General features: G+C 67.3%; 24 protein-coding genes. 12 read left to right on the forward strand and 12 right to left on the reverse strand.

Translation table 11 applies throughout. The features are described 5' to 3' along the window. Positions 1-492: 492 nt before the first annotated feature. Positions 493-1,980, forward strand: coding sequence for an HNH endonuclease signature motif containing protein (locus tag AC5WS7_RS15100; protein ID WP_495955077.1), 1,488 nt, complete (start codon positions 493-495; stop codon positions 1,978-1,980). Here the strand turns inward: AC5WS7_RS15100 and AC5WS7_RS15105 are convergent. Then, positions 1,935-2,924: an AraC family transcriptional regulator gene (locus AC5WS7_RS15105; protein ID WP_495955078.1), complete on the reverse strand. Its 990-nt coding sequence runs from the start codon at positions 2,922-2,924 to the stop codon at positions 1,935-1,937. The genes AC5WS7_RS15100 and AC5WS7_RS15105 overlap by 46 nt on opposite strands. Before the next feature lie 103 nt (positions 2,925-3,027). Between AC5WS7_RS15105 and AC5WS7_RS15110 the strand changes: the two genes are divergently transcribed. Further along, positions 3,028-3,450 carry a nitroreductase family deazaflavin-dependent oxidoreductase gene (locus AC5WS7_RS15110; protein WP_495955079.1) on the forward strand — a complete coding sequence of 141 codons (423 nt, stop codon included), beginning with the start codon at positions 3,028-3,030 and terminating at the stop codon, positions 3,448-3,450. Between the two features lie 36 nt (positions 3,451-3,486). Here the strand turns inward: AC5WS7_RS15110 and AC5WS7_RS15115 are convergent, their stop codons facing one another. Together AC5WS7_RS15115 and AC5WS7_RS15120 are read right to left on the reverse strand one after the other, a co-directional pair. Further along, positions 3,487-4,056, reverse strand: coding sequence for a TetR/AcrR family transcriptional regulator (locus tag AC5WS7_RS15115; RefSeq protein WP_495955080.1), 570 nt, complete (start codon positions 4,054-4,056; stop codon positions 3,487-3,489). Further along, positions 4,049-4,900, reverse strand: a complete 852-nt coding sequence (locus tag AC5WS7_RS15120) for an alpha/beta fold hydrolase (RefSeq protein WP_495955081.1) — start codon at positions 4,898-4,900, stop codon at positions 4,049-4,051. Before AC5WS7_RS15120 ends, AC5WS7_RS15115 begins: the two co-directional genes overlap by 8 nt. Positions 4,901-5,100: 200 nt before the next feature. On the opposite strand from AC5WS7_RS15120, the gene AC5WS7_RS15125 reads away from it, so the two are divergent. Together AC5WS7_RS15125 and AC5WS7_RS15130 are read left to right on the forward strand one after the other, a co-directional pair. After that, complete coding sequence (locus AC5WS7_RS15125) at positions 5,101-6,903, forward strand: ABC transporter substrate-binding protein/permease (RefSeq protein ID WP_495955082.1); 1,803 nt, start codon at positions 5,101-5,103, stop codon at positions 6,901-6,903. A gap of 20 nt (positions 6,904-6,923) precedes the next feature. After that, complete coding sequence (locus AC5WS7_RS15130; protein WP_495955202.1) at positions 6,924-7,694, forward strand: amino acid ABC transporter ATP-binding protein; 771 nt, start codon at positions 6,924-6,926, stop codon at positions 7,692-7,694. Positions 7,695-7,722: 28 nt separating this feature from the next. Here AC5WS7_RS15130 and AC5WS7_RS15135 read toward each other — a convergent pair whose 3' ends face one another. Both AC5WS7_RS15135 and ggh read right to left on the reverse strand, forming a co-directional pair. Continuing rightward, on the reverse strand, positions 7,723-8,454 hold the full coding sequence (locus AC5WS7_RS15135) for a glycoside hydrolase family 25 protein (RefSeq protein WP_495955083.1): 732 nt from the start codon (positions 8,452-8,454) through the stop codon (positions 7,723-7,725). A gap of 112 nt (positions 8,455-8,566) precedes the next feature. Beyond that, a complete protein-coding gene (gene ggh / locus AC5WS7_RS15140) occupies positions 8,567-9,901 on the reverse strand; it encodes a glucosylglycerate hydrolase (protein ID WP_495955084.1) in 1,335 nt (444 codons plus the stop codon). A 151-nt stretch (positions 9,902-10,052) separates the two neighbouring features. On the opposite strand from ggh, the gene AC5WS7_RS15145 reads away from it, so the two are divergent. Together AC5WS7_RS15145 and AC5WS7_RS15150 are read left to right on the forward strand one after the other, a co-directional pair. Next, complete coding sequence (locus tag AC5WS7_RS15145) at positions 10,053-10,757, forward strand: SDR family oxidoreductase (protein ID WP_495955085.1); 705 nt, start codon at positions 10,053-10,055, stop codon at positions 10,755-10,757. 257 nt (positions 10,758-11,014) lie between these two features. Continuing rightward, entirely contained in the window at positions 11,015-11,842 is an 828-nt protein-coding gene (locus tag AC5WS7_RS15150; RefSeq protein WP_495955086.1) for a polysaccharide deacetylase family protein, read from the forward strand. 40 nt (positions 11,843-11,882) lie between these two features. Here the strand turns inward: AC5WS7_RS15150 and leuS are convergent, their stop codons facing one another. Next, entirely contained in the window at positions 11,883-14,786 is a 2,904-nt protein-coding gene (gene leuS / locus AC5WS7_RS15155; RefSeq protein WP_495955087.1) for a leucine--tRNA ligase, read from the reverse strand. 308 nt (positions 14,787-15,094) lie between these two features. Here leuS and AC5WS7_RS15160 point away from each other — a divergent pair, with 308 nt between their 5' ends. Together AC5WS7_RS15160 and AC5WS7_RS15165 are read left to right on the forward strand one after the other, a co-directional pair. Beyond that, positions 15,095-15,511 (forward strand): SdpI family protein, encoded by a 417-nt coding sequence (locus AC5WS7_RS15160; protein ID WP_495955088.1) that lies wholly within the window; start codon positions 15,095-15,097, stop codon positions 15,509-15,511. A 58-nt stretch (positions 15,512-15,569) separates the two neighbouring features. After that, positions 15,570-16,190, forward strand: coding sequence for an HAD family hydrolase (locus AC5WS7_RS15165; RefSeq protein WP_495955089.1), 621 nt, complete (start codon positions 15,570-15,572; stop codon positions 16,188-16,190). Between the two features lie 46 nt (positions 16,191-16,236). Here AC5WS7_RS15165 and AC5WS7_RS15170 read toward each other — a convergent pair whose 3' ends face one another. From AC5WS7_RS15170 to AC5WS7_RS15180, 3 genes are all read right to left on the reverse strand, one after another. Beyond that, positions 16,237-17,010: an ABC transporter permease gene (locus AC5WS7_RS15170; protein WP_495955090.1), complete on the reverse strand. Its 774-nt coding sequence runs from the start codon at positions 17,008-17,010 to the stop codon at positions 16,237-16,239. After that, positions 17,007-17,957 (reverse strand): ATP-binding cassette domain-containing protein, encoded by a 951-nt coding sequence (locus AC5WS7_RS15175; protein ID WP_495955091.1) that lies wholly within the window; start codon positions 17,955-17,957, stop codon positions 17,007-17,009. Before AC5WS7_RS15175 ends, AC5WS7_RS15170 begins: the two co-directional genes overlap by 4 nt. A 124-nt stretch (positions 17,958-18,081) precedes the next feature. Next, positions 18,082-18,597: an EXLDI protein gene (locus AC5WS7_RS15180; RefSeq protein ID WP_495955092.1), complete on the reverse strand. Its 516-nt coding sequence runs from the start codon at positions 18,595-18,597 to the stop codon at positions 18,082-18,084. A 150-nt stretch (positions 18,598-18,747) separates the two neighbouring features. Between AC5WS7_RS15180 and AC5WS7_RS15185 the strand changes: the two genes are divergently transcribed. From AC5WS7_RS15185 to AC5WS7_RS15200, 4 genes are read left to right on the forward strand one after another with little or no spacing between them, the layout of a single operon-like run. Next, positions 18,748-20,418: a thiamine pyrophosphate-binding protein gene (locus AC5WS7_RS15185; protein ID WP_495955093.1), complete on the forward strand. Its 1,671-nt coding sequence runs from the start codon at positions 18,748-18,750 to the stop codon at positions 20,416-20,418. After that, positions 20,415-21,074 (forward strand): SRPBCC family protein, encoded by a 660-nt coding sequence (locus AC5WS7_RS15190; RefSeq protein ID WP_495955094.1) that lies wholly within the window; start codon positions 20,415-20,417, stop codon positions 21,072-21,074. The genes AC5WS7_RS15185 and AC5WS7_RS15190 overlap by 4 nt, the downstream gene beginning before the upstream one ends. An 8-nt stretch (positions 21,075-21,082) precedes the next feature. Next, positions 21,083-22,117: a 3-oxoacyl-ACP synthase III family protein gene (locus tag AC5WS7_RS15195; protein WP_495955095.1), complete on the forward strand. Its 1,035-nt coding sequence runs from the start codon at positions 21,083-21,085 to the stop codon at positions 22,115-22,117. After that, a complete protein-coding gene (locus AC5WS7_RS15200) occupies positions 22,114-23,319 on the forward strand; it encodes an aminotransferase class I/II-fold pyridoxal phosphate-dependent enzyme (protein ID WP_495955096.1) in 1,206 nt (401 codons plus the stop codon). The genes AC5WS7_RS15195 and AC5WS7_RS15200 overlap by 4 nt, the downstream gene beginning before the upstream one ends. 58 nt (positions 23,320-23,377) lie before the next feature. Here the strand turns inward: AC5WS7_RS15200 and AC5WS7_RS15205 are convergent, their stop codons facing one another. From AC5WS7_RS15205 to AC5WS7_RS15215, 3 genes are all read right to left on the reverse strand, one after another. After that, a complete protein-coding gene (locus tag AC5WS7_RS15205; protein WP_495955097.1) occupies positions 23,378-24,124 on the reverse strand; it encodes an anti-sigma factor family protein in 747 nt (248 codons plus the stop codon). After that, positions 24,121-24,708 carry a sigma-70 family RNA polymerase sigma factor gene (locus AC5WS7_RS15210; protein ID WP_495955098.1) on the reverse strand — a complete coding sequence of 196 codons (588 nt, stop codon included), beginning with the start codon at positions 24,706-24,708 and terminating at the stop codon, positions 24,121-24,123. The genes AC5WS7_RS15205 and AC5WS7_RS15210 overlap by 4 nt, the downstream gene beginning before the upstream one ends. A 66-nt stretch (positions 24,709-24,774) precedes the next feature. Beyond that, positions 24,775-25,389 (reverse strand): YqgE/AlgH family protein, encoded by a 615-nt coding sequence (locus AC5WS7_RS15215; RefSeq protein WP_495955099.1) that lies wholly within the window; start codon positions 25,387-25,389, stop codon positions 24,775-24,777. Positions 25,390-25,436: the final 47 nt, after the last annotated feature.

The raw sequence follows: 25,436 nt of genomic DNA on the forward strand, positions 1-25,436 counted from the left end.
ATGTGATGGTCGCCGAATCTTCGCGCAGCCGGCGCTTCCCGGCGTCGCCCTCCGGATTTCGCGTTCGGACCACCCGTTCGCATCGGCGACGGGGTGGACACGGGTGGATGTGTACCCCTCCACCCATACCGCATAATCAGCCCGTCACGACGGGTGGTCGGGGTTACGCATTTTCCCGGACGTCGGCCCGGCACGCGGGTGCGAATCTCATGGCTTGTCCGGCCCGTTGTGGGCTCGGCCCGAGGACTCCGACGGGAACTGCTTCTGGGGCCTGGTTCACCTTGCAGCCGATACGGTTTGTGGCCCAGGGCCCTCCTGTCGCTTCCTAGCTGTCTAATTGCTATGTGCGGCACGTGCTGTCGTCTGTGAGCGGGGATTATTTCTAAAAACGGTGTGTGCGAGCATATTTGGGCATTCGTTCAGAGTGAAGATTTTGATTTCACATGCATTGCTGGGTGTTCCGGGGTCGGTTTTCGCGATAGGATTTCGAACATGAATTCGAACAGTGCGCCGACCGGAGGGCCCAACGCGGATGCGTTGCTGGCCGCTGTCGGTGAACTGGTCGAACAGGCGCTGACCCCGCTGTCCGATCGTGGAGTGGTGGAGTTGTTGCGCGGGGTCGAGCGTGCCGCGCGGCAATTGGTCGCGGTGCAGCATCGAGTGCTGATCGAGGTGGACTCCCGCTCGATTCCCGCGACTTCGGGCGCCAAGACGATCAAGCGATTCTTGATGGAGACGCTGCGGTTGTCGAACGTCGAGGCCGGTGCGCGGGTGCGTGCGGCGCAGCGGGTCGGGGTATTGGGCAACCTCGCCGGTGACGAACGCGAGCCGGAACTGCCGTGCACCGCAACAGCGTTGCGCTGTGGGGATATCTCGATCGAGCATGTGCGGGGCATCGCGGCGGTGATGGCCAGGGTGCCGCGTGCGGTCGAGGCCGCTGATCGTGCGGCGGCGGAGCAGATTCTGGCCGAGTTCGCCGTCACCGGATCTCCCGACGATGTCGGCAAGGTCGGTGAGAGCATCCTGGCGCATCTGGACCCGGACGGGCGGCTCACCGACGAGGCCGATCGCGCCCGGATGCGGGGCATCCGGATAGGGCGGCAGCGCGCGGACGGAATGTCGCCCATCAGCGGTGAGATCGATCCGACGTTGCGGGCTCTGCTGGATCCGGTGCTGGCCAAGTACGCGCGCCCCGGCGTAGCGAACCCGGAGGACCCGACGAGTCCCGGCGTCGATATCGACCGTGTTGATCCGCAGCTGATCACCGCTGCGGCGCAACGTGATACGCGTACCGCCGCGCAGCGCACCCACGACGCGCTCACGCTGCTGCTGCGATCGCTGGTGAACACCGACACGCTGGGCTCGCATCGCGGGATCCCGGTGACCACCGTGCTCACCATGCGGATCGAGGACGTGGAGCGGGCGTCCGGTGTGGCGACCACCGCGACCGGTGGCACCGTCGCGATTTCCGATGCGTTGCGGCTGGCCGAGCAATCACGCCCATACCTGGCGGTATTCGACCACGGCGGTCTACCACTGCATTTCGGCCGGATGCGGCGACTGGCTTCACCCGCACAACGACTCTCACTCATCGCGGCATTGAGCGGCTGCTCACGACCGGGCTGTGACGCGCCCGCATCACTGTGCGCTGTGCATCACGTGCGTGATTACCGTAAGGGCGGTCCGACCGATATCGAGAACCTGGTCCTGGCGTGCGATCACTGTCATTCACTGATCAACGACAGCGAGGCCGGCTGGAAGACCGTTGTCCTGGGTGACGATTCACAGTTCCCGGGCCGGACAGCATGGATCGCGCCGGACCATATCGACCCCACCGGTACTCCGCGAGTGAACCACCGCCACCGCGCGGGAGAACTCCTCGCGGAAGTCGTCGCGGGCATCCATGCTCGCTGGGAACGAGAACACGCCGCGGATCAGCATCGGTTGCGCGAGCGAAAACCCGGCGACACCGCGGCCTGACCCGGCGGGAGCCCCGCCGGGGTACTCGCGCGCACGGCATGGCGGTAGGTCCCGGGAGCCTGTCCTCGGTCCCGCCGGAATGCCCGGCTGAAGGCGGGCATCGAGGTGTAACCGACTGCGTGCGCGATGGTTTCGAGGGTGTCGTCGGTATCTCGGAGACGGATTGCGGCGAGGTTCATTCGCCAGCGGGTCAGGTAGCTGCCGGGAGTTTCGCCGGCGACGGTGCGGAATCGGCGGGCGAGGGTGGTGCGGGAGACCGAGAGTTCGGTGGCCAGCAGGTCGGTGGTCCAGGGTTTGGACGGGTCCTGGTGGAGTTTCGTCACCGCTACGCTCACCAGCGGGTCGTTCAGTACGCCGAGCCAAGAGCCCTTCTCCTGCACCGGGTTTCGGCACATCCAGACCCGGAGGAGCTGGATGAGCAGGATGTCGACCAGTCGGTTGAGCACGACCGCCCCGGCGATCTGCGGAACCGCCAGTTCCCGGGCCAGCAGGCGGACGGTGTCGTCCAGGCAGCTGCCGCCATTGTCCGCGCGGATGTGGACCATCTCCGGCAACGAGGCCAGCACCTGGGTGGAGACCACCGGGTCGTATTCGTAGGAGGCGCCCAGGATGTGCGTGCGGATCTCGCCCTCGCCGATGCGCAGCACACTCGCCTGCGCGCGGGCCTGCTCGGTCGTCGCGCAATCGCAGGAATACGCGACGGTGTCGACGGCGCTGCCCAGGGTGTGCTCGGAACCGGTCGGCAGCAGAACGACGTCGCCCGGCATCAACTGTTCGGCCTCGAGCCCGGGGACACGCAGCCACGCGGTGCCCGAGGTGACGGCGTAGAACACGGGACGGCCGATGTGCTGCCAGGTGGTCTTCCAGGTCTCGCCGGCCTCGATCCGCGCACCGGCCGCACCGCGAACTCCGGCGACGGTGAGCACGTCGGCGAGTAGATCCATGTACCCGAGAGTACCGATTCGCTCCGGTTGATGAAACAAATGGATATACTTCCGGCGTCTTCGGTCATCGTTTGTAGCGAATCGCGCGCATACAGTGGCAACCATGACAGAGGCTATCGACTTCGAGGCAATGAATCGCAAGGTCATCGAGGAGTTCCGCAGCACCGGCGGCAAGGGCTCGGGCATCTTCGCCGACGTGCCGCTGATCCTGGTGCATCACGTCGGCGCGAAGTCCGGGATCGAGCGGATCGCGCCGCTGGTCTACTACGGCGAGGGTGAGCGGCTGTTCATCTTCGGCAGTAAGGGCGGCTCCGACGAGAATCCGGCCTGGTACCACAATCTCGTGGCCAATCCGGAGACGACGGTGGAGGTCGGGACGGAGACCTTTCCGGTGACCGCGAAGGTTCTCAGCGGCGCCGAACGCGATGAGATCTACGCCAAGCAGTCCGCCGTGCAGCCGCAGTTCGCCGAGTACCAGAGCAAGACCACCCGGGTCATCCCGGTCATCGAGTTGGTGCGGGCCTGATCGAACTCCATCCGGCCCGCGACTCCCGAGATCGCGTCACCAGTCCGTACCGCGGAGTCCGCGATCGATGAAGCTGATCATCCACTCGTAACTGTCCCGTGGGTCGCCGGTCCAGTGGAATCCGCCGGAGGCCTGCAGGCTGGCGAATCCGTGGAAGGCGCAGCGCAGGGTGCGGACCGCGTGATCCATGTCCGGTTCGGGAATTCCGTAGCCGCGCAGCACGGCCGCGATCGAACCGATGACGCGCCCGCTGGACTCCAGTAACGGATCGTCCGGGCCGGTGAAGGCGGCGGCGTTGATCGCGTTGTAGCGGCCCGGGTGAGCGGCCACGAAATCGCCGAAGGCGTGGGCGAACGCGCGCAACGCCTCCGTGCCCGACCTGCCGTGCATCGCGTCGCGGATGAGGGCGTCGGCCTCGGCCATGGCCATGGCCGCGATATCGTGCTGCAACTCCGCCAGGCTCGCCACGTGCTTGTAGAGCGAAGGTGTTCGCACACCGAGCTTTTCGGCGAGCAACCCCATGCTGAGGTTGGCGAACCCGATCTCGTCGGCCAGTTCCGCACCCGCGCGCACGACCTCGGCCCGGCTCAATCCGGCCCTAGGCATGCTTTTGTCCGGCAAGGAATTTCAGGGTCAGCTCGGCCACCCGGTCGGCGGCGTCGGCGTGCGGGTAGTGCCCCGAGCCCTCGACCATGGCGACCCGGCCCAGCCCCTCGGGCATGAGGGCGACGACCGCCTCTGCCTCGGCCTTCGGATCGGCCCAGTCCGGATCCTCGGTGCCCATGATGATCAGGGCGGGGCACGAGATGTTCGCCAGCTGCGCGTGGGCGTCGGCAGGAGTGGACTTGCCGGTTTTCATGAAGTCCGCGAAACGGCCGGGCTCGCGGAGTTTCGCCGCGAGTGTGGCCATCGCCTCGGCGTGGTCGGCGGGCTTGTTCGGATAGGCGACATCCAGGTAGCTCATCCAGATGCCGAGGCTCTTGAACAGCTGGGTGCCGATCAGCCGGAGCCCGCCGCGCCGGTAGCGCTTGACGGTCAGCAGTGCGCCCAGGGGGAAGCTCTGATTCTTGGTGAACGGATCGAGTTCCACGACGGCGCTCACCGAATCGGGAGCCTGGGCCGCGGCGATGGTGGCCGCGCCGCCGGAGAGCGAATGGCCGATGATGACCGCCGGACCGCCCAGGTGCCGGATGAGTGCCAGCAGATCGCCGGCGACGTCGGTGCGGGAGATGGCGTCGCTGCCGTCGTGCGAGGTCCAGTTCATGCTCGATTCGCCGTGCCCGCGCATATCGGCGTTCGCGACCCGGTAACCCGCGTTTACCAGCAGCGGGACCAGGTGGCGGAAGGCGTTACGGTGATCGCCCATGCCGTGGGACAGCACGATCAGCGGCCCCTCGCCGGTCACGTCGTAGGCGATCTGTCCACCGTCGATGGTCAGGTACTCGGTCATGTCCACTCCTGCGGAGCTAGTAGCTAAAGCTTGTAGCCATAAAGCTAATCCAATTAGCCGAACCTGTCAACAGGTCGCTCGAATCAAGGTGATCGCAGAGGTTCCGCCCCGGCCCGCACGACCGCATGATGGCTGCCGTGCCCGACGTTCCGCGCCTGTTACGCCCGCCCGCGCCGGGTACCCGGCTAGTGTTTCCGGCTATGGCCCGTTTGTCCCGTTCGGTAATTCGCGCGCTGGTCACCGTGTTGTCCCTGGTGGCGGTGCTGTTCGTTGCCGGGTGCGGATCCAACGGCGGCAATTCGCCGGCGGGCCGCGATCTGTGCTCGCCGCCGGGGCAGGCCGCCGCCGCAGCCGCGCCGACGAATCTGGCGACCGGCGCGTCGGCGGGCGTGGACCGCTTCACCACTCCGACGACCGAACCGCTCGACCAGATCGACGTCACCAAGCTCGGCCTGCTGTCGCCGGGCGTGCTGAGCGTCGGCACGCTGTCCGACGCGCCGCCGAGTATCTGCGTGAACTCCAAGGGGCAGTTCACCGGATTCGACAACGAGCTGTTGCGGGCGATCGGCGCGAAACTCGGTCTGCGCGTGCAGTTCTCCGGAACGGAGTTCTCGGGTCTGCTGGCACAGGTGGCGAATCGGCGTTTCGATGTCGGGTCGTCGAGCATCACCACCACCGACGAGCGCCGCAAACTGGTGGATTTCACCAATGGTTACGACTTCGGGTACTTCTCCCTGGTGGTGCCGAACGGCAGTGCGCTGCACGGCTTCTCGGACCTGGGCCCCAATGTGCGAATCGGTGTGGTGCAGGGCACGGTGCAGGACGAGTACGTGGTGAACACGCTGCACCTGGACCCGGTGAAATTCCCGGACTACAACACCGCCTACGCGAATCTGAAGACCGGGCAGATCGATGCCTGGGTGGCGCCCTCGGCGCAGGCCACCGGTGCGGTCAAGCCAGGGGATTCGACCTCGATCGTGCAGAACACGTTCAGCCTGGACAACTTCACCGCATGGGCCGTGCGGCCGGGTAATCAACCGCTGATCGACGCGCTCAACTCGGGGCTCGACGCGGTCATCGCGGACGGCACCTACGCCAAGCTGTATTCCGACTGGGAGCCGCGGCCGTTCCCGCCGGGCTGGAAGCCCGGCTCGAAGGCGGCCCCGGCACCGCAGCTGCCGGATTTCGCGAAGATCGCCGCGGAACACCACGCCGCGAATACGGCCCAGGCCGCGCCGAAGTCGACGCTGCGGCAGTTGCGCGATACGTTCTTCGACTGGTCGTTGTACCGCAAGGCATTCCCGGACCTGTTCGAGACCGGCCTGCCCAATACGCTTGTCCTGGCATTGGTTTCGGGTGTGCTCGGCACGATCATCGGCATGTTGCTGGCCGTCGCGGGTATCTCCCGGACACGCTGGTTACGTTGGCCGGCAAGGATTTACACGGATATCTTCCGCGGTCTTCCCGCCGTGGTGATCATCCTGGTCATCGGTCTCGGCATCGGTCCGGTGGTCAAGAATCTGACCGGCGGCAACCCTTACTGGCTCGGCGCGGTCGCGCTGGCGCTGCTGGCCTCGGCGTATATCGGTGAGATCTTCCGGTCCGGGATCCAGTCCGTGGAGGCCGGGCAGATGGAAGCCGCCCGCGCCATCGGATTCGGTTACCGGCAGTCGATGACGCTGGTGGTGATACCGCAGGGTGTCCGAAGAGTGTTGCCCGCGTTGATGAATCAGTTCATCGCGCTGATCAAGGACTCCTCGCTGATCTACTTCCTCGGGCTGCTCGCGACACAGCGCGAATTGTTCGCGGTCGGAAGGGATCTCAATGCCCAGACGGGCAATCTGTCGCCACTGGTCGCCGCGGGTCTGGTGTATCTGCTGCTCACGATTCCGCTGACGCATCTGGTCAACTACATCGACCGGCGGTTGCGCACCGGGCGTGCGGAAAAGGCCGACGGCCCGGTCGAACCCGTCGAGCAATCCGTCACCACGGAAGGGCGCTGAGCGTGAGCCACCGCAACGAGATCGAGGGCACCGGCGACGAGCAGTCCGGTGCGGGCGAAGCCCGGGCCAGCTCCTCGCTCACCGGGACCGGCCTGCACCTGACCCTGGGCGGCAACCAGGTACTGCGCGGGGTCGACATCCACGTCGACGCCGGGAAGACCACCACCGTCATCGGTCCCTCGGGCTCGGGCAAATCCACCCTGCTGCGGGTGCTGAACCGGCTGCACGAACCGGATTCGGGCGATGTGCTGATCGACGGCGTGTCGGTACTGCGCGAGGATCCGGACCGGCTGCGGCAGCGCATCGGAATGGTTTTCCAGCACTTCAACCTGTTCCCGCACATGAGCGTTCTGGACAATGTCGCGCTCGGCCCGCGCAAGTTGCGCGGACTTTCCCGGGAGGCGGCTCGCGCGGTCGCCCTGGACCAGCTGGAGGCCGTCGGCCTGGCCGCCCGCGCCAACACCCGCCCGGCGAATCTGTCCGGCGGGCAACAACAACGCGTCGCCATCGCCCGCGCCCTGGCGATGAAACCGGAACTCATGCTGTTCGACGAGGCCACCTCGGCCCTGGACCCGGAACTGGTCAAGGGCGTCCTGGCGCTCATGGCGGATCTGGCCTCGGGCGGTATGACGATGATCGTCGTGACGCACGAAATGGGTTTCGCCCGTTCTGTTTCCGACAGTGTCATGTTCATGGACCAGGGGCAGCTCGTCGAATCCGGTTCACCCGACCGGGTATTCGACGATGCTCGAACCCCGCGCCTGCGGCAGTTCCTCTCCCAGGTGCTGTGACTCGGCTACCGCCATTGCTGCGGGCGGGCTACATATTGGCGTACTGGCCGAAATCGCCCTGGGCGCCGCTGTAGACGTTGACGTCCGTGGGTCCCGCGATACCCGGGATGGTGCCGGAATCGGTTGTCTGCCAGAAGGTCCAGGTGGGCCAGCCGCCCGGGATATCGGGCTGCGCCTTGCCGCTGTAATCGGCGATCCACAGCGGATAGCGGGTGAATTGACTCGAATTCGCCATCGCTGTGCGCCAGAAGCGGGGATAGGTGTAGATGATCGGAAGGCGTCCGGTGAGGGACTGCACCGTATCGAGGTAGCGGTGCGTCCAGTTGATGAGCGCGGCCGGCGGCAGCCCGCCGGAATTCTCGATATCCAGCACCGGCGGCAGGTCGAGCGTGCCGTTCTGCCCCAGCACCACCGTCGAGTACAGCGCGGCCTGCGGTTCGGGCGGCAGATTGGGGCGGGCGTAGTGGTAGGTGCCGCGGGCGACTCCGGCCGCGCGCATCAGCAGGCTGTCCGGGACGAAGTACGGGTTGACGTAGCTCAACCCCTCGGTTGCCTTCAGCATGGCGAAGGCGTTGCCCGAGCCGCGTACGGCGAACCAATTGATCAACCGGCCGTCCACGTGCTGCCACGACGAGACGTCCGGGCCGGTCGGTGCGGCGATCGCCGGACCGGTTGCCGACAGTGTGCCAACTGCGGCAATCGCCGACAGTGACAGAAGTGCGCGACGAACATGGGGATGAGCCGTGATGCGTCGATACATGGTCAAAAGGGTAAGCGGAGGGCGCTCTACTGGCCAGGGGCAGCACCGTGTCTTGTGAGAGAGGATTGCCTGAGATGTGCTGTTTTGGGTCGAATTCCAGAAAATGGCCGATTCAGCCGAGCCAGTCCAACACCGATGCGGCGGTCCAGGACTGCTGCATACTGCCCAGCGGCGCACCGCTGAACGGGTCGTAATACTCCGCGAAACTGCCGTCGGCGGCCTGTCGCAGACCCTCCGCCCGCAGCATGAACGCCCGCTCGGCCCAGCCCCGGCGAGCGAAGACCCAGCAGAACAGCCAGCTCATCACAGGCCAGACCGGACCGCGCCAATATTCGGCGCGGCGGAAATCCCTGGATACCGGCGAGGTGGACGGCGGCAGCGCGTAGCGCAGGTCCGGATGTCCGCAATAGCGGGGACCCTCGAACAGGCGCAGCAGGCTGCGTTCGGCCTCACGGGGTAGTCCGCCGCACAGCAGCGGTGCGAACACGGCCAGGGTCTCGGTGTTGATCCAGGAGCCCAGCCGCAGGTCGTAGTCCCGTGCGGCGCCCGAGCGCGGATCGGTCGTCGCGATCACGCCCGCGCGGAAGTAGGCGGCCCATTCGTAGAGTTCGCGCACATCGGCGCGGGGCAGCCGGTAATCCTCACCGATCTCGGCGAGAACCTCACAGGCCAGCACGTAGATCGCGGTGACGAATACGTCCTCCACAGCGAAACTCAGCGCGGACGCCTCTTGAAAATCGTCGTATCCACATCGGCGCATCTGCTCGACCAGCCACAGATAGCGGTCGTACTCGCGATCGGTGGGCCGCTGGGCCGGGTCCACCAGCGTGTTGTCCGCGCGCTCGTACGGCGGCAGATCGCCCGGGACGACGTTCTCGTAGGCGCGATCCCAGCGCGGCGAATTGTCCATTCCGGACTCCCAGCCGTGATAGATGGTGATCCGCCCGTTCTGCTTGGGATCGCGCGCGTGCGCCAGCCAGCGATGCCAGCGCATCAGGTCCGGCCAGCGCCGATTCAGGAATTCCTCGGCGGCCGCGCGGGTGCTGCGCCCGTGCCGGCGCGAATGGTCGAGGATGCGCTGCACCGCGATGGCGTGTACGGGCGGCTGGGTGATGCCGGAGGTGTCCGGGCCGTCGGGGGCGTTGGCGGCGAGTTTCCGGCACTCCCAGCGCGCCGGGCCCGGGAAATAGCCGTCCACACCGTTGGCGAACACGATGTGCGGGATCATGCCGTTCTTCCACTGCGCGGAGAGCAGCGTGTCGAGTTCGACCACGGCTCGTTCCACACTCAGCGGGGCGAGTCCGACCGCGACGAACGCGGCGTCCCAGCTCCACATGTGTGGATACAGGCGAGGTGCGGCGCTGGTCATCGTCCCCAGATCGTTACCGCGCAGCAGGTACGCGGCACGGGCTGCCAGCTGTGTGGGGGTGAAACCGGGCCCGTTCATCCCCCTATTCTGCGACGACACCTTCAGATATGCGCGTTGCGCGTCCCGGCCGGGCTGCGGCCGGTTCATGAGCGGCTCGTGGTCGGCGATACGGTACTCACCGGAGTCCTTCGGTTCATGAGTTGCGGTGGAGAATGATTACCGTAGGCGAATGATCGCGCACACTGCCGAGACGACCAAGCCGACCGCTCTGATCACCGGCGCCAGCCGGGGCCTGGGCGCGGCGATCGCCCGCGAACTCGCCCCCGCGCACCACCTGCTGCTCGGCGCGCGCACGGCCGGGGCGCTCACGGGGATCACGGCGGAACTGCCCGGAAACACCCCGTGGCCGGTTGAGTTGACCGACTACGAGGCCGTCGCCGGGGCCTGCGCCCCGATCGATCGCCTCGACGTGCTCGTGCACAACGCCGGAGTGGCCGAACTCGGCGCCATCGCCGAATCCTCGGTCCAGCAGTGGCGAAACACGCTGGAAGCCAACGTGATCGCCATCGCCGAGCTGACCAGGCTGCTGCTGCCGGCGCTGCGCGCCGCCAAAGGTCATGTGGTACTGATCAATTCGGGCGCGGGCCTGCGCGCGAACCCCGGCTGGGGCGTCTACGCCGCGAGCAAATTCGCCCTCCGCGCGTTCGGTGACGCCCTGCGTCTGGAGGAGCCCGAACTGCGCGTCACCGCCATACACCCCGGCCGCATCGACACCGATATGCAGCGCGCCATCGTCGCGGACGAGGGCCGCGACTACCGACCCGAGGAGTTCCTCACCGCCGCCACCGTCGCCCGGGCGGTCCGCACCGCGATCGAAACACCGCGCGACGCCCACCCCACCGAGATCGTCCTTCGCCCGATCGCCCGCCCCTAGCCGGCGCGCCCCGGGGCGGGCTCGATGCTGGGTGCGGTAAATATTCAGCGCGGCAGTCGACTTCGCGATCACGAGGCCGGATTTCCGGGTGGGCGGGTATCCCGGCCGACGGCCGGGCCGGGAAGTTGTCCGGCCCGCGGTGACACGCTGATGACCTCGCGAACAGGGCCGCCGGGTTGCGAGGCGGCGGGGGAAGGGTAGATTTTGACCGTCAGTGGTCTCCGGCACGAAGTGGTTCTGCGAAGATGAATTCGACGATGAACCGCAGGCAGTGGTTGACGCTGCTCGCGGCTGGGACGGCCGCCGCGTTGTCCGGATGTGACGCAGCGCACGGAGTTTCCGGCGCCGCGCCGAATCATCTGGCCAAGGGCATCGCGCCGGCTCCGTCGTCGACGCCCGTACCGCCGACCACGCGGGCCGCCCTCCCGCTGCTCCCGGCGCCACCGGGCGGTCCGAAGACGCGCCTGCCGCGGGAGACCATCACCGCGCTACCGGGCAAGGGGAACAGTCTCGCGCTGACCGTCGACGACGGCGCCGACGCCGACGTCGTGGGTGCGTACATCAAGTTCGCCCAGGACACCGGCGCGCGCTTCACCTTCTTCGTCACCGCCTCCTACGATTCCTGGACCGTGCACCGCGACGCGCTGCGGCCGCTGGTCGAGTCCGGGCAGATCCAGCTCGGCAACCACACCTGGAACCACCCCGCGCTGACCAGGCTCTCCGCCGCGGGCGTAGCCGATCAGCTCGAACGCACGAAAACGTTCCTGCGCAACACGTTCGGCGTCGACGGCACGCCTTTCTACCGCCCGCCGTACGGCTTCCACAACGCGACGGTGGACCGTGTCGCCGCCGAACACGGTTACACCGTGCCCACCCTCTGGTACGGCTCCCTGAGCGACTCCTCGATCGTCACCGAGCAGTATCTGATCCAGATGGCGCACAAGTACTTCAACCCGCAGGCGATAGTCATCGGCCACGCCAATCACCCGGCGGTGACGCACTGCTACAACCAGCTCGTCGACGTCATCAAGCAGCGCAAGCTGTCCATGGTCACCCTGAACGACGTCACGCTGCCGCCTGCCTGAACGACCGGGGGCACAACCGGTTTCGCGGCGGCGCCGCTGCTCAGGCGACGACGTTGACCAGGCGGCCGGGCACGACGATGACCTTGCGGGGGGTCTTGCCGTCCAGGAATTCGAGCAGCTTCTCGTCCGCGAGGGCGGCGGTTTCCACGGCCGCGGCGTCGGCGTCGGCGGGGACGCTGACGCGGCTGCGGACCTTGCCGTTGACCTGGATGGGGTATTCGACCGAATCCTCCACCAGCAGTGCCGGATCGGCGAGCGGGAAGGGGCCGTGGGCCAGGGCTACGGTGTGGCCCAGGCGTTCCCAGAGCTCCTCGGCGATATGCGGGGCCATCGGGGCCAGCATCAGGACCAGGGGCTCGACCACCGAACGCGGGGAGCCCTCGGGGTAGTTCTTGGTCAAGAAGTTGGTCAGCTCGATCAGCTTCGCGCCCGCGGTGTTGTCGCGCAGGTTGGCGTAGTCGTCACCGGCTCCGGCAATCGTCTTGTGCAGCAAGCGAAGTGCCTCGGGCGAGGGCTCGGCGTCGGTGACGCGCAGCGCGCCGGACTCCTCGTCCACCACCAGCCGCCAGACGCGCTGCAGGAAGCGGTGCGCGCCGACGACGTCCTTGGTCGCCCAGGGCCGCGAGGTGTCCAGCGGGCCCATCGACATCTCGTAGAACCGGAAGGTGTCCGCACCGTACAGATCGCACATCTCGTCGGGGGAGATGGCGTTCTTCAGCGATTTGCCGATCTTGCCGTACTCCTGGAAAACCTCGAGTTCAGCGGAACCGGAGGCTGTATCCGATGAAGCCTCCTTCGTCGGCGGGGTCCAGAAGAACTTTCCGTCCCGCTCGACGACTTCCGCCGCCGGGACGTACGCTCCGCGCGCATCGGTGTAGGCGAAGGCCTGGATGTAGCCCTGGTTGAACAGCCGGCGATACGGTTCGACGCCGGTCACATCACCCAGGTCGAACAGCACCTTCTGCCAGAACCGCGCGTACAGCAGATGCAGCACCGCGTGCTCCACGCCGCCGACGTACAGGTCGACACCGCCCGGATCCTGGTCGCCGTGCTCGATGGGACGCGGTCCCAGCCAGTACTTCTCGTTCTCCGGATCGCAGAATGTCTCGGCGTTGGTCGGGTCGGCGTAGCGCAGCTGATACCAGGAACTGCCCGCCCAGTTGGGCATGACGTTGGTGTCGCGGCGGTATTTCTTCGGGCCGTCACCCAGATCCAGTTCCACGTGCACCCAGTCGGTGGCCTTGGCCAGCGGCGGCGACGGTTCGGAATCGGCGTCGTCGGGGTCGAAGGTGACCGGCGCGAAGTCCTCGATCTCCGGAAGTGTCACCGGCAGCATGGATTCCGGCAGCGCGTGCGGCGCGCCGTCCTCGTCGTACACGATCGGGAACGGCTCGCCCCAGTAGCGCTGCCGGGCGAACAGCCAGTCCCGCAGCTTGTACTGAACCGTGCCGCGGCCGTGCCCGTCGGCCTCGAGCTGTTCGATGACGCGCGCCTTGGCGGCCTCGATCTCCAGTCCGTCCAGGTAGCCGGAGTTCACCAGCGTGCCCTCACCGGCGTGCACGCCCTGCGAGACATCTCCGCCCGCAACGACTTCCAGGATCGGCAGGCCGAAGGCGGTGGCGAATTCCCAGTCCCGCGCGTCGTGACCGGGCACCGCCATGATCGCGCCGGTGCCGTACCCGCTGAGCACGTAGTCGGCGATGAAGATCGGCACCTGCGCGCCGTTCACCGGATTGGTGGCGTAGGTGCCCAGGAAGACGCCGGTCTTGTCCTTGTTCTCCTGGCGCTCCAGATCCGATTTCGCCGCGATCGACTTGCGGTATGCGGCAACGGCTTCGGCCGGATTCGCGGTCTCCCCGAACTGCCAGCGCGGATCGGTTCCGGACGGCCAGGCGCCGGCGGTCAGCGTATCGACCAGTTCGTGCTCGGGCGCCAGCACGACATAGGTCGCGCCGAACAGCGTGTCGGGCCGGGTGGTGAAGACCTCGATCGTCTCCGAACCGGCGTCGAATCGCACCTGCGCGCCGCGCGAACGGCCGATCCAGTTGCGCTGCATGGCCTTGACGTTCTCCGGCCAGTCCAGGTGGTCCAGATCGTCCACCAGGCGATCGGAGTAGGCGGTGATGCGCATCATCCACTGCCACAACCGCTTACGGAACACCGGGAAGTTGCCGCGTTCGGAACGCCCCTCCGCGGTGACCTCCTCGTTGGACAGCACCGTGCCCAGGCCCGGACACCAGTTGACCATCGAATCGGATTGGTACACCAGGCGGTACGAGTCCACCACGGCATTGCGCTCGGCCGCGGACAGTTCGGCCCACACCTTGCCGTCCCCGGGAGTCCTCGCGCCGCTGTCGAATTCGGCGATCAGCTCGTCGATCGGGCGCGCCTTGCCCAGTTCCGTGTCGTACCAGGCGTTGTAGATGCGCAGGAAGATCCACTGCGTCCACTTGTAGAACTCCGGATCGGTGGTGGCGAACGAACGCCGCCGGTCGTGCCCCAGGCCCAGCCGGTCCAGCTGACGCTGCATGGTCGCGATGTTCGACTCGGTGGTCACCCGCGGATGCGCGCCGGTCTGCACCGCGTACTGCTCGGCGGGCAGGCCGAACGCGTCGTAACCCAGCGCGTGCAGCACGTTGCGGCCGGTCATGCGGTGGTAGCGGGCGAACACGTCGGTCGCGATATAACCCAGCGGATGCCCGACGTGCAGTCCCGCACCGGACGGATACGGGAACATGTCCTGGATGAACAGCTTGTCCGGGGGGATCTCGCCGCGCAGCGGGCCGACCGGATTCGGCGCGTGGAAAGTCCCGCGCTCCTCCCACACCCGCTGCCATTTGCGCTCGATACGTCCGGCGAGGTCGGCGTTGTAGCGGTGTGCGGGCACCTCGCCGGTGCCGTTCGCGGCGGCGCCGGTCGGTTCGGTTGCGCGAGTGTCCTGCACGATCCTGCCTCTACTTATCGAGCTCCCCGGAATGAACGTCGTCCATCAGAGTAGAGGGTGTGCACGTCAGCGCCCAAAAAGGCCCTCGGATCCAGCGACGCGGCGATGCGCGCGCAGGGGTGTTCCCACGCCACGGTTCGTCGCGTCGGCGCACCCGCGGCGTCGTCGATGGTCAGCGGTGTCGTCGGAGCCTGCCAGACCCTGATCGGCGGCAGCGGCGGGTTCCGACGGCGGCCGCCCGCGCCGGCGCATGGTGCGCGTCACAAAGCCCGGGGTCGTCCTGGGCGGCCGGCCGGTGCGCGAGTAGCGTGACCGAGGTGATCGTGGTGGCGTTGATCCTGTTCGTGCTGGCTGCGGTGGCTGTCGTCACAGGCGTACTCGGGCTGACCGGCTCGCTGCCGCCCAATCGGTACTTCGGCGTCCACACTCCCGAGGCCGTGCAGAACGAACAGGCCTATCTGCTCGCCAACAAGGTGGCCGCGCCCACCTCGATCGGCGCGGGACTGCTGTTGGTCGCGGGCGGCGTGATCGCGCTGCTGGCCGGGCCGGTCCCCGGAATCATCGCCGCCGTCCTCGCCGCGGTGATCGCGCTGTTCACGCTCGGCGCGGGGGTCAACGCCGCCGGACAGGCCATCGCCCGGCTCGCCCCCGCCGAAGAGGTCGGCAGCTGCGGTAACGCCTGCGGCGGGTGTTCGCTGCGCGACGCCTGCCAGCCCGCGAACTGAGCCGCGCCATCGTGATGAGCCGCACCGCACCTCCGCGCCCGGCCGTCGGCTGATCGATATGGACTCGCATTCGTTGATGGTCGGCTTCGACCTGGACATGACGCTGATCGATTCCCGGCCCGGGATCGGCGCCTGCTATCGGGCGTTGTCCGAGCGCACGGGCGTGGCGATCGACTGCGATCTGGTCGTCACCCGGCTGGGGCCGCCGCTCGAGGAGGAGATCGCGAACTGGTTCCCGGCGCACGACGTCGCGGCGATCGCCGACCTGTACCGCTCGATGTATCCCGAACACGCCATTGCCGGAACGGTGATGATGCCGGGTGCGCGCCGGGCGGTCGAGGCGGTGCAGGCCGCCGGAGGACGCGCGGTCGTGGTCACCGCCAAGTACGAGCCGAATGCCGAACTGCACCTGAAACATCTGGGCATCCCCGCCGACGCGGTCGTCGGGAACCTGTGGGCCGAACGCAAGGCCGAGGCGCTGCGCGAATACGGTGCCGATATCTACGTCGGCGACCACGTCGGCGACGTCCGGGGCGCGCGAACCGCGGACGCGCTGTCGGTCGCGGTGGCCACCGGCCCCTGCAGCGCCGAGGAACTGTCCGAAGCCGGCGCGGACGTCGTCCTGCGCGACCTCACCGAATTCGACGGCTGGCTCGCCACCCACCTGGGACGCGCCTGAACCCCCGGGCTCCGGGGTTGGGCCTGGGGGTTCGTGACGGACTCGATCAGCTGGTCTTGCGCCGGAACAGCGAGCGCGACCAGAGGTAGCCGACCACGACGAAGCCGGCGCACCAGGCGACCGCGATGATGCCGTTGTTGCCGATCGGCGTGCCCATCAGCAGACCGCGGATGGTCTCGGTCAGCGGGGTGAAGGGCTGATACTCCGCGAACTGCCGCACGCCGGCGGGCATGGTCCCGGTCGGAACCAGGCCGCTGCCCAGGAACGGCAGGAACAGGATGGGCGTCGGGGTGTTGCTCGCGCTCTCCGGATTCGACGCGGCCAGGCCGAAACCCACACCGAGCCAGGACAATCCGAAGATCGTCAGCGCGATCAGGCCGAAGGCGAGCAGCCATTCCAGCACCGTGGCGTGCGAGCGGAAGCCCATGGCCACGCCCACGGCCACCATCAGTCCCACGCCGAGCAGACCCTGGATCAGGGTGCCGATCACCTGTCCGGTCAGGATCGAGGAATGATCGATCGGCATCGTCCGGAAGCGGGCGACGATGCCCTTGGTCATATCCGAGGCCACCGAAACCGCGATGCCCGCAACGAGATAGGCCGGAATCATCAGCATCATGCCCGGCACGATGTAGTCGATGTATTTCGCGCCGCCGGTGGCCTTGCCCAGGGCGCCGCCGAAGACGTAGTTGAACAGCAACAGCAGGATCACCGGCATGAGGATCACGCCGACCGTCATGCCCGGATATCGCTTGGCGTGCACCAGGTTCCGGCGCAGCATGGTGGTCGAATCGGCCAGCGGGTAGGTCAGGGTGCTCATCGCGCGGTTTCCTTTTCGGGAGCGGGTTGTCCGGTGAGAGAGAGGAATACGTCGTCCAGGTCGGCGGTGTGCACGGCCAGGCCCTCGGGTTCGATATGCGCGTCGTCGAGCCGATCCAGCACGGCGCGAATGGATTTCACCGATCCGTCGCTGGGCACCGCGAGGGTCAGCTCATCGGCGACGCCGCCCAGCAGTTCGGCGGCGGTGCCGAGTTCGGATCGGTCGGCGAAGCTGAGCCGGATGTGCCCGCCCGGCACCAGGCGCTTGAGCTGGTCCGGGGTGCCCTCGGCGACGATGCGGCCGTGGTCCAGTACCGCGATCCGATGTGCGAGATCGTCCGCCTCGTCCAGATATTGGGTGGTCAGGAAGATCGTGACGCCGCCCGCGACGAGTTCGCGGATGATGTCCCACATCGCGCGGCGGCTGCGCGGGTCCAGGCCGGTGGTCGGCTCGTCCAGGAAGATGATGCTCGGCTGTCCGACCAGGGTCATGGCCAGATCCAGGCGGCGGGTCATACCGCCGGAGTAGCCGGCCGCGGTCTTGTCGGCCGAGTCCACCAGATCGAACTGTTCGAGCAGTCGCTGTGCGATCCGCCGGTTCTCGGTGCGCGGCAGGTGGAACAGGTCGCCCATCATCAGCAGGTTCTCCCGGCCGGTGAGCAGTTCGTCCACCGCGGAGAACTGCCCGGTGACGCCGATGGTGGAGCGCACCCGGCCCGGATCGGCGGCGACGTCGTGGCCGCCGACCCGGGCCTGGCCACCGTCGGCGCGGGTCAGGGTGGACAGGATCTGCACGGTGGTTGTTTTGCCCGCGCCGTTGGGGCCGAGCAGGGAGAAGATCGTGCCCTGCGGGACATGCAGGTCGATGCCGTCGAGCACGACCTGCTCGCCATAGGATTTCCGCAGGCCGGAGACCGAAATGGCCGGTGTGCGAGCGCTGTCGCTCATGATTTCCTCTCATCTACTGATAGATATGAATGCATGCGTTGACTGAGCCGTGTCCGCGGTGGTGTGCGGACAAGGGAGGTTGTGTATGCGGTTGTGCGGGGGCGGGATCAGCGCCCCGGCGGGGTCAGATGTCGAGATCCTCGATGTGTGGACGGTCGGCGATGCCGGCCACGCGGTCGTAGATCGGGTCGGGAACCCTTCCCTTCAGTTCCTCGACCGAGTCGAAGATGTCCATCGCGAAATCGCCCCAGTCCGGATCGTTGACGCCGAGCATGCGCCGCCAGTTCGTCAGATCCTTGATCCAGTTGGTGTCGGTGGGGTACTCCGACCACTTGGAACTCTGGGTGTGCAGGACGAATTTGCCCTTGCGGCTGCGGTAGATTCGAATGCGCTCGAACGCGTGGTCGGCGTATTCGTGCGCCTCGGTGAGCAGTGTTCCGGAGAATCGCACCTGGCGAATGCCGTTGTGCCCGACGCGCAGCACGATCTCCTCGAAGCCCGCCTGACGCCCCTCCTCGAGTTCGATGAACCGGCGCAGCGCCGTCACGATCGCGCCCGACAGATTGCCGCCGACCAGCTCTTGCGCGCGCTGGAACAGGGGTAGGTCGTCGTCGGAGACGTACACGGTCTTGTTGGGCATGACTCCACTATACGTAGACGTATACATACACACAAGCTCCGCTTCGAAACCCACTTCGAAACGCGAATGAACCACTCGCGCCTCTGCTTCGTAGTTCGGGTGAGCGCGGCCGATCGTGGCCCGCTCGGCGCACGGTAGGAAGGAGCGCCGATGTCGGCGACAGCGGTGGGGTATCTGGTGCGAGCCGTCGAGGCGTTGGGTGTGCGACATATCTTCGGTGTCGATGGGGCCAATATCGAGGATCTCTACGATGCGATATTCGAATCCTCGGGCCGGATAACCGGGGTGGTGGCCAAACACGAGTTCTCCGCCGCGACGATGGCCGACGGGTACGCCCGGGTCAGCCCGGGAATCGGGGTCGTCGCGGCCACCTCCGGCGGCGGTGCGATGAACCTCGTTGCCGGGCTTGCGGAATCGTTCACCGCACAAGTTCCGGTGCTGGCGCTGGTGGGGCAGCCGCCGACCGATCAGGAAGGCGCCGGGGCGTTCCAGGATTCCAGCGGTAAGGCCGGGACCATCGATGCCGCGGCGCTTTTCGATCAGGTGTCGCGGTACTGCGGCCGGGTCGAGTCGGCGCGGACGTTACCGGCGCATCTGGCTCGTGCGGTCGAGGCCGCGCGCGGCGGCGGACCCGCGGTGTTGTTGCTGCCCAAGGATGTTCAGCGCGCGTCGATGGAAGCCGTGCCGCCGTTCCGGCCGCGGCCGCATGAACGGTTCCGGGACGAGATCGGTCTCGAGCGGGTGCGCGCGGCGCTGCGAACCGCGCGGGATACGGGCAAGATCACCGTGATCGCGGGGGATCAGGTCGCTCGTGACGACGCGCGTGCGCAGCTGCGCCGGCTGGTCGCCGCGCTGGACGCCGCCGTCGGCGTGGCGCCCGACGCCAAGGATGTGTACGCCTGGGACGAACCCGGATTCTGCGGGGTGGCCGGGACCATGGGCCATCCGGAACTACTGGACGCGGTGCGCGGTAGTGCGCTGTGCCTGCTGGTCGGCACCCGGATGCCGGTGACCGCACGGGCCGGGCTGGACGAGGCGTTGTCCGGGACCGTGGTGGCCGCGGTGGGGGCCCAACGCCCGTACCTGGACGTCATCCACGCCGCCAGTACGGATCTGAGCGTCGATCTCGCCGAATTGGCAGCGGCTTTCGAGAGTTCCGAGTCGCCGGCGCAGACGCCGTGGACGCTACCCCCCGAATCGTCGCTGACCCCGCTGTCGGTGCCCGCGGCGACCGGTCCCGGCCTGCGCTACCGCGAGATGGTCGAAACCATCGGCGCCGTCGTCGAATCCGGGACCGACATATTCGCCGATGCCGGCAATACCGGCGCCGCGGCGGTGCATCATCTGCGGGTGCCGCGCGACGGGCGCTTCGTGGTCGCCCTCGGCATGGGCGGGATGGGGTACGCGTTCGGGGCCGCGATCGGCTGCGCCTTCGCCCGCGCCCGGCGCACGCTCGTCATCGCGGGCGACGGCGCGTTCTTCATGCACGGCATGGAGGTTCACACCGCGATCCAGTATCGGCTGCCGGTGACCTTCATCGTGTTCAACAACAACGCGCACGCCATGTGCGTCACCCGCGAGCAGCTGTATTACGGAGACCGGTACAGCTTCAACAGGTTCCGGCCGTCCGATCCGGCCGCGGGCGTGGCGGCGATGTTTCCCGGGCTGCCCGCGTACTCGCCGCGCAGTACCGCGGAACTGGCCGATGCGCTGCGCGCCTGCATCGAAAACCCCGGGCCGTCCTTCATTTCGATCGACTGTGATCCCGACGAGATCCCCCCGTTCAGTCCGTTCCTGTCCGTACCGAGGAGGCATTCGTGACCACCGGCGCCCTGCCCGCACTCAGTGATATCCCGGATCGCGAGATTCCGGGGCTGCTGCGCATCGAGAATTCCGATCGCGAGGAGACCACACCGATCATCATGGACATGCTCCGGTCGGTCTATCCGCACGACCAGATCTTCGGGCAGTTCTGCCCGGTGCAGTCCTACATCGCCGCACCGCCGCGCGAGGTGTTCGAGTATCTGGCCGACACCCGCTGTCTGGAGGAGTGGACCTACAGCCTGCGCGGATTCACCGAGACCGAGGAACCGGGACTGTGGCTGGCCAACGATCGGCTGGGCCCGGAGACGCGGATCTACACCCGTACGGTCGCGCAGCCCGAGGCGATGACGGTCGACTACCACTGCGCCTGGGATCAGGGCAGGCATCTGTGGATGATCTACCTGATGCGCGTGGTGGATGCGCAGGTGGTGTTCGACAAGCCGGGATCGGTTGTGCTGTGGGTGAATTGCCGCCACCCGTTCTACGACGAGAACCCCTTTCCCGAGGCAGCGCCGCCGAAACGTCCGGTGTGGGTGGGGGATTTCTGGGAGATGTTCTCCGCCGGACACCAGCTCGAACTCGACAATCTCAAGGCGATCTGCGAATACCGTGCCGCACACGGCCTTCCGATCAAGCCCGACTGGATGAAATGAGGCCCGCGATGGAATCGACCGAACCCGGCCTCGCGCCGGTCAGCCTGATCGACGTGGCGAGTTATCTGCCCGGTGAACCCGTGGGCACCGAGTACTTCACCCCCTATATGCGTTCGGCGCGAATGGCCAAGAACGTCATGTTCCGTTCCCCGGCGACCCGACATCACGTCGATCGCGAGGAGACCGCCATGGAGATGGTCGCCAGGGCCGTCGAACCGCTCGTGGAACGCCATGGGGAGCGGGCGATCGCCGAGGTGGACGTGCTGCTGACGCACACCCAGCTGCCGTACAACCCGATCGTCGGCTGCGGTCCGGAGGTCGCGCGCCGGCTGGGTATGCGGCCCTCGACGGTGCTGGACATCCAGAACAGCGGCTGCGCGGCCTTCGTGTACATGATGCAGCTGGCGCGAATGATCCTGCGCACCACCGACGCTCGTTCCGCGCTCATCGCCACCATCCAGAATTCGGCCGGGGCGGTGTTCACTCAGCCCGATATCCGCAAGCTGGCCCAAGCGCCGGTGCCGGGGGACGGTTGCGGCGTCGGATTGCTGGTCCGCGGCGACGAAGCGCCGATTCTGGACGTCGAGACCCGCACGTATCCGGAATTCGCCGGGGATATGGATTTCAACACCGGTTCCGAGCGCAAATGGTGGGAGCCCGGCGAGGGCCAGCCGTGCGTGAGCTTCTCCGAATCCAAGATCACCAAGGTCTTCGCCCGCGGTAACCGGCTCGTGCCCGAGGTCGCGCTCGCGGTCTGTGACCGCATCGGCGTGAAGGGCCGCGATATCGACACCTTCGTCACCAACCAGCCCAACCGCCTGTTCCTGCGCAACTGGCACGACGCCCTCGAGCTTCCCGCCGAACGTCACCCGGACAGCTTCGATCGGTGCGGAAACCTCTTCGCCGCAGGCATTCCCGTCACTCTCGATATCGAGAACCAGGCCGGGCGGCTGCGCAACGGGTCGGTCGTACTGATGTCGGCCTTCGCGCACGCCGGTGACTTCGCCGGGGCGGCGGCGGTGCGCTGGGGAGCGGCGCGATGAGTATCCCGACCCCTGGGGACGAGACGCGACGGTTCGTGCTGCGTAGCGGCAGCTCGGAGTGGTCGGTGCGGCGCAGGGCCCGGGCCGTGCTCGGCCGGCCCGGCGGGGGTGCGCGCGGACGGGCGCCCGGGCCGGGGCGATTCGACCTGACGTTGAGCGAGAATCCCTTTCCGCCGTTGCCTTCGGTGATGGAGGCGGTGAATTCCGCTGTGGCGCGGTCGAATCGGTATCCGGAGTTCCTGCCCGAGCGATTGCCCGGGCTGATCGCGGACCGGGTGGGGATGGCGTCGGACCAGGTCGTGGTCGGTGCCGGGGCGACCGGGGTGGCGTTGCAGATCATGCAGACCCTCGCCGCGCCGGGGCAGGGGATCGTGCTCGCCTCGCCGACCTTCGACGGATATCCGGTGATGGCGTCCATGACGGGGCTGGAAACCGTTGCGGTGCCGCTGGATTCGTCGGGACGGCAGGATCTGTGGGAGATGTCCCGGGCGATCGACCAGCGCACCGCGCTGGTGGCGGTGTGCCGCCCGCACAATCCGACCGGGACCGTGCCGCCCGCGAGTGAGCTGAAGGCCTTCCTTTTCGGTGTGCCCCGGCATATTCCGGTGATCCTGGACGAGGCGTACGTGGAATTCCTGAGCGTCGACGAGATGCTGGATCCGCGGGAGCTGATCGCGCGATATCCGAATCTGCTGATACTGCGCACGTTCTCGAAGGCCTACGGGCTGGCCGGACTCCGGATCGGCTACGCACTCGGCAGGCGCGACCTGATCCGCCGCGTGCGCCGGTTACAGCTGCCGTTCGGGACGCCGGAGACCGCGACTGCGGCGGTGGCGGCATCGTATGCCGCGGAGACGGAGTTGAACGAGCGGGTGCTGCGCATCACCGTCCAGCGCGAGACGCTGCGTACATCCCTGCGGCGCAATGGTATTCGTGTTCCGCGCAGTCGGGCCAACTTCCTGTACCTGCCCGGGCCGGGCCGGGTCGAGACGCTGACCCGGGCGGGAATCGCGGCCAAGGGGTACGCCGACGGCAGCGCGCGAATCGCGGTCGGCGATCCGGCCGCGGATCGCGCGGTGGAACGGGCCCTGTGCGGTCCTGAGCTGGTGCGGGTCGGGCGTGCGCCGGCCGAGGAATCCGGCGTGCACTCGCCGACCACTCCCGCCGATCCGGACCGGACCCGCAACTGGAGAATCTGCTGACGCCGGACAACGCGGCCGCGCACGGTATTGCCATCGCGGTACCGTGCGCGCGGCGCGTTCAGAGCGAACTGGCGAGCATGACCTGATTGGTCATCGAGTCGCGGATCTGCACCGCGCGAATCTGATCCGGGGGCACGGCGGTGGTCCCGTCGGGGGTGAGGGTCTGGCCCGGATGGGCCGTCCACTGCGCGACCATCGCCTCGGTACCGTCGGTGTGGACCACCCACAGCGCACCGTGCCAGCTGTACTCGGTCTCCGAAGGTGAATAGCTGCACGTCATTTCGATACGCGTCCCGCCGGGCACGTCGACGAGCTTGTAACTGGCGGTGATCGGCGAGGGCTGTACCGGTGCCAGCTGACGTTCGGCGACCACCTGCTCACCCGACGGCGTCTCCACCTGGTGATCGAACCCGGCGGTGATCGGGACGGTGATCACCACCGCCGCGGCCGCCGCCGCCACTGCCGTGCCGATCACGAGCCAGCGTTCCCGGCCGGGCCGCCGAGGTTCGGGAATCGGTTCCTCGGGCCGTCGTTCCGGTTGTACCGCACCCGGTTTCGGCGCGAGGGGTGTATCGATCAGGGCGAGAGCAACTTCGGGGTCCACCTGGCCGAGAAGGCCTGGCAGGCCGGATAATTCGGCCACGGCCGCCCGGCACGACGCGCACTCGTCCAGATGCGCCTCGTAACGCAGACGTTCGGTGCGGCTCAGGGAGCCCAGGACGTACGGCGCATCCCACATCACGTAGTCGTCGCCCCCGTCCGGGACCACCGCTTCCCCCTCCCCGACTCGGGGGACATCCGTCACTTCGTCACCCCCATCTCCTGTAATGCCGAACGCAACGCGCGCATCCCGTAGTGCATACGGGATTTCACGGTGCCCTCGGGTATGGACAATTCCATCGCGATCTGCTGAGTCGACAGGCCACGGTAGTACGCGCGGACGATCACCTCGCGGTGGTCCGTGCTCAACCGGGCCAGTGCGTCGGTGATCAACCAGCTGTCCAGTGTCCGGTCCGCCTGATCGGGACTGGCCTGTTCGGGCGGATTGTCCGTGCGGAACTCGTGCCGGTGCCGCGCGCTGCGGTATTCGTCCACCGCCATATTGCGGGCGACGGTGAACAACCAGGCCCGCGCCGAGGCGGTGGACTGGTCGAGCACGTTCGGGCGCTGCCAGGCCCGCAACAGTGTTTCCTGGACGATGTCCTCGGCCCGGCCGGAATCGCCGACCAGGCTGTAGGTGTATCGCCACAGTGCCTGCGCATGCTGGTCGTACAGCGCCCGCAGCAGCTTGGCCTGAGCCTCGGACGCTCCGTCCGGTATCGGCAGCACAACGCCCCTGAAGGTTCCGGTTCCCGCGCCCGCACCGGCCGCCCGCGGTGATGTCGCCATCGGCTCACCGGTTCAGGCGCCGCGGTGGGGGCGCGGATATCGTGGCCACACTAGCTATATACGCGGTCAATTGCGTTCTAGTTCGATCGGATGCGTCGCTAATAGCGACAAGGGTAGCGGCTGGCGGCGCAGCACCTGCGCCCACAGGTCACCGGGTTGTGCGATCGGGTCCGAGGGCAGTGCCGAGAGCACGATCCAATCGCCGCGCTCGAGTTCGCCCTCCAGCTGGCCGAAGGTCCACCCGGCGTATCCGGCGAAGATCCGGATACCCTCGACCAGCGGCGAGATCGTGTCCGGATCCGAATCCAGATCCAGCAGCGCCACCCGGCCGTCCACCCGGCGCAGGCCATCGATGCGATCGATGGCGGTCCCCACCTTCACCGTGGTCAGGCAGAGCGCGGCATCGCGTTTGACCGGCCCGCCGACGTACAGCGTGCGCGGTGCGGCGGCCAGGTCCGCCCAGCGCGGCAGCACCTCCTGCACGGAGGTGTCGCTCGGGCGATTCAGCACGACGCCCAGACTGCCCGCGTCGTTGTGCTCGACGATGTACACAACGGTCCGCCGGAACGACGGTTCGACCAGGTCGGTCGCCGAAACCAGCAGCGTCCCGGGCCGCACCGCCTGATCCTCGTGCCGGAATTCCCGTCGAGAGCGGTCGCCGTGTTCCTCTGCGCGTGCCACCCAGTCATCATCGCACCGCTTCCCCCCTGGCGCTGTATTAATGGCCG

This window comes from Nocardia sp. PLKS1-43, from assembly GCF_059510335.1.

What these genes read in the sequence shown, in the direction of transcription:
- AC5WS7_RS15170 (WP_495955090.1), bottom strand. Translation starts at nt 17,010, where the DNA reads ATGAGCACCCTGACCTACCCGCTGGCCGATTCGACCACCATGCTGCGC.
- AC5WS7_RS15180 (WP_495955092.1), bottom strand. Translation starts at nt 18,597, where the DNA reads ATGCCCAACAAGACCGTGTACGTCTCCGACGACGACCTACCCCTGTTC.
- AC5WS7_RS15115 (WP_495955080.1), bottom strand. Translation starts at nt 4,056, where the DNA reads ATGCCTAGGGCCGGATTGAGCCGGGCCGAGGTCGTGCGCGCGGGTGCG.
- AC5WS7_RS15165 (WP_495955089.1), top strand. Translation starts at nt 15,570, where the DNA reads ATGGACTCGCATTCGTTGATGGTCGGCTTCGACCTGGACATGACGCTG.
- AC5WS7_RS15185 (WP_495955093.1), top strand. Translation starts at nt 18,748, where the DNA reads ATGTCGGCGACAGCGGTGGGGTATCTGGTGCGAGCCGTCGAGGCGTTG.
- AC5WS7_RS15195 (WP_495955095.1), top strand. Translation starts at nt 21,083, where the DNA reads ATGGAATCGACCGAACCCGGCCTCGCGCCGGTCAGCCTGATCGACGTG.
- AC5WS7_RS15135 (WP_495955083.1), bottom strand. Translation starts at nt 8,454, where the DNA reads ATGTATCGACGCATCACGGCTCATCCCCATGTTCGTCGCGCACTTCTG.
- AC5WS7_RS15145 (WP_495955085.1), top strand. Translation starts at nt 10,053, where the DNA reads ATGATCGCGCACACTGCCGAGACGACCAAGCCGACCGCTCTGATCACC.
- AC5WS7_RS15100 (WP_495955077.1), top strand. Translation starts at nt 493, where the DNA reads ATGAATTCGAACAGTGCGCCGACCGGAGGGCCCAACGCGGATGCGTTG.
- AC5WS7_RS15150 (WP_495955086.1), top strand. Translation starts at nt 11,015, where the DNA reads ATGAACCGCAGGCAGTGGTTGACGCTGCTCGCGGCTGGGACGGCCGCC.
- AC5WS7_RS15120 (WP_495955081.1), bottom strand. Translation starts at nt 4,900, where the DNA reads ATGACCGAGTACCTGACCATCGACGGTGGACAGATCGCCTACGACGTG.
- AC5WS7_RS15125 (WP_495955082.1), top strand. Translation starts at nt 5,101, where the DNA reads ATGGCCCGTTTGTCCCGTTCGGTAATTCGCGCGCTGGTCACCGTGTTG.
- ggh (WP_495955084.1), bottom strand. Translation starts at nt 9,901, where the DNA reads ATGAACGGGCCCGGTTTCACCCCCACACAGCTGGCAGCCCGTGCCGCG.
- AC5WS7_RS15110 (WP_495955079.1), top strand. Translation starts at nt 3,028, where the DNA reads ATGACAGAGGCTATCGACTTCGAGGCAATGAATCGCAAGGTCATCGAG.
- AC5WS7_RS15105 (WP_495955078.1), bottom strand. Translation starts at nt 2,924, where the DNA reads ATGGATCTACTCGCCGACGTGCTCACCGTCGCCGGAGTTCGCGGTGCG.
- AC5WS7_RS15175 (WP_495955091.1), bottom strand. Translation starts at nt 17,957, where the DNA reads ATGAGCGACAGCGCTCGCACACCGGCCATTTCGGTCTCCGGCCTGCGG.
- AC5WS7_RS15200 (WP_495955096.1), top strand. Translation starts at nt 22,114, where the DNA reads ATGAGTATCCCGACCCCTGGGGACGAGACGCGACGGTTCGTGCTGCGT.
- AC5WS7_RS15210 (WP_495955098.1), bottom strand. Translation starts at nt 24,708, where the DNA reads ATGGCGACATCACCGCGGGCGGCCGGTGCGGGCGCGGGAACCGGAACC.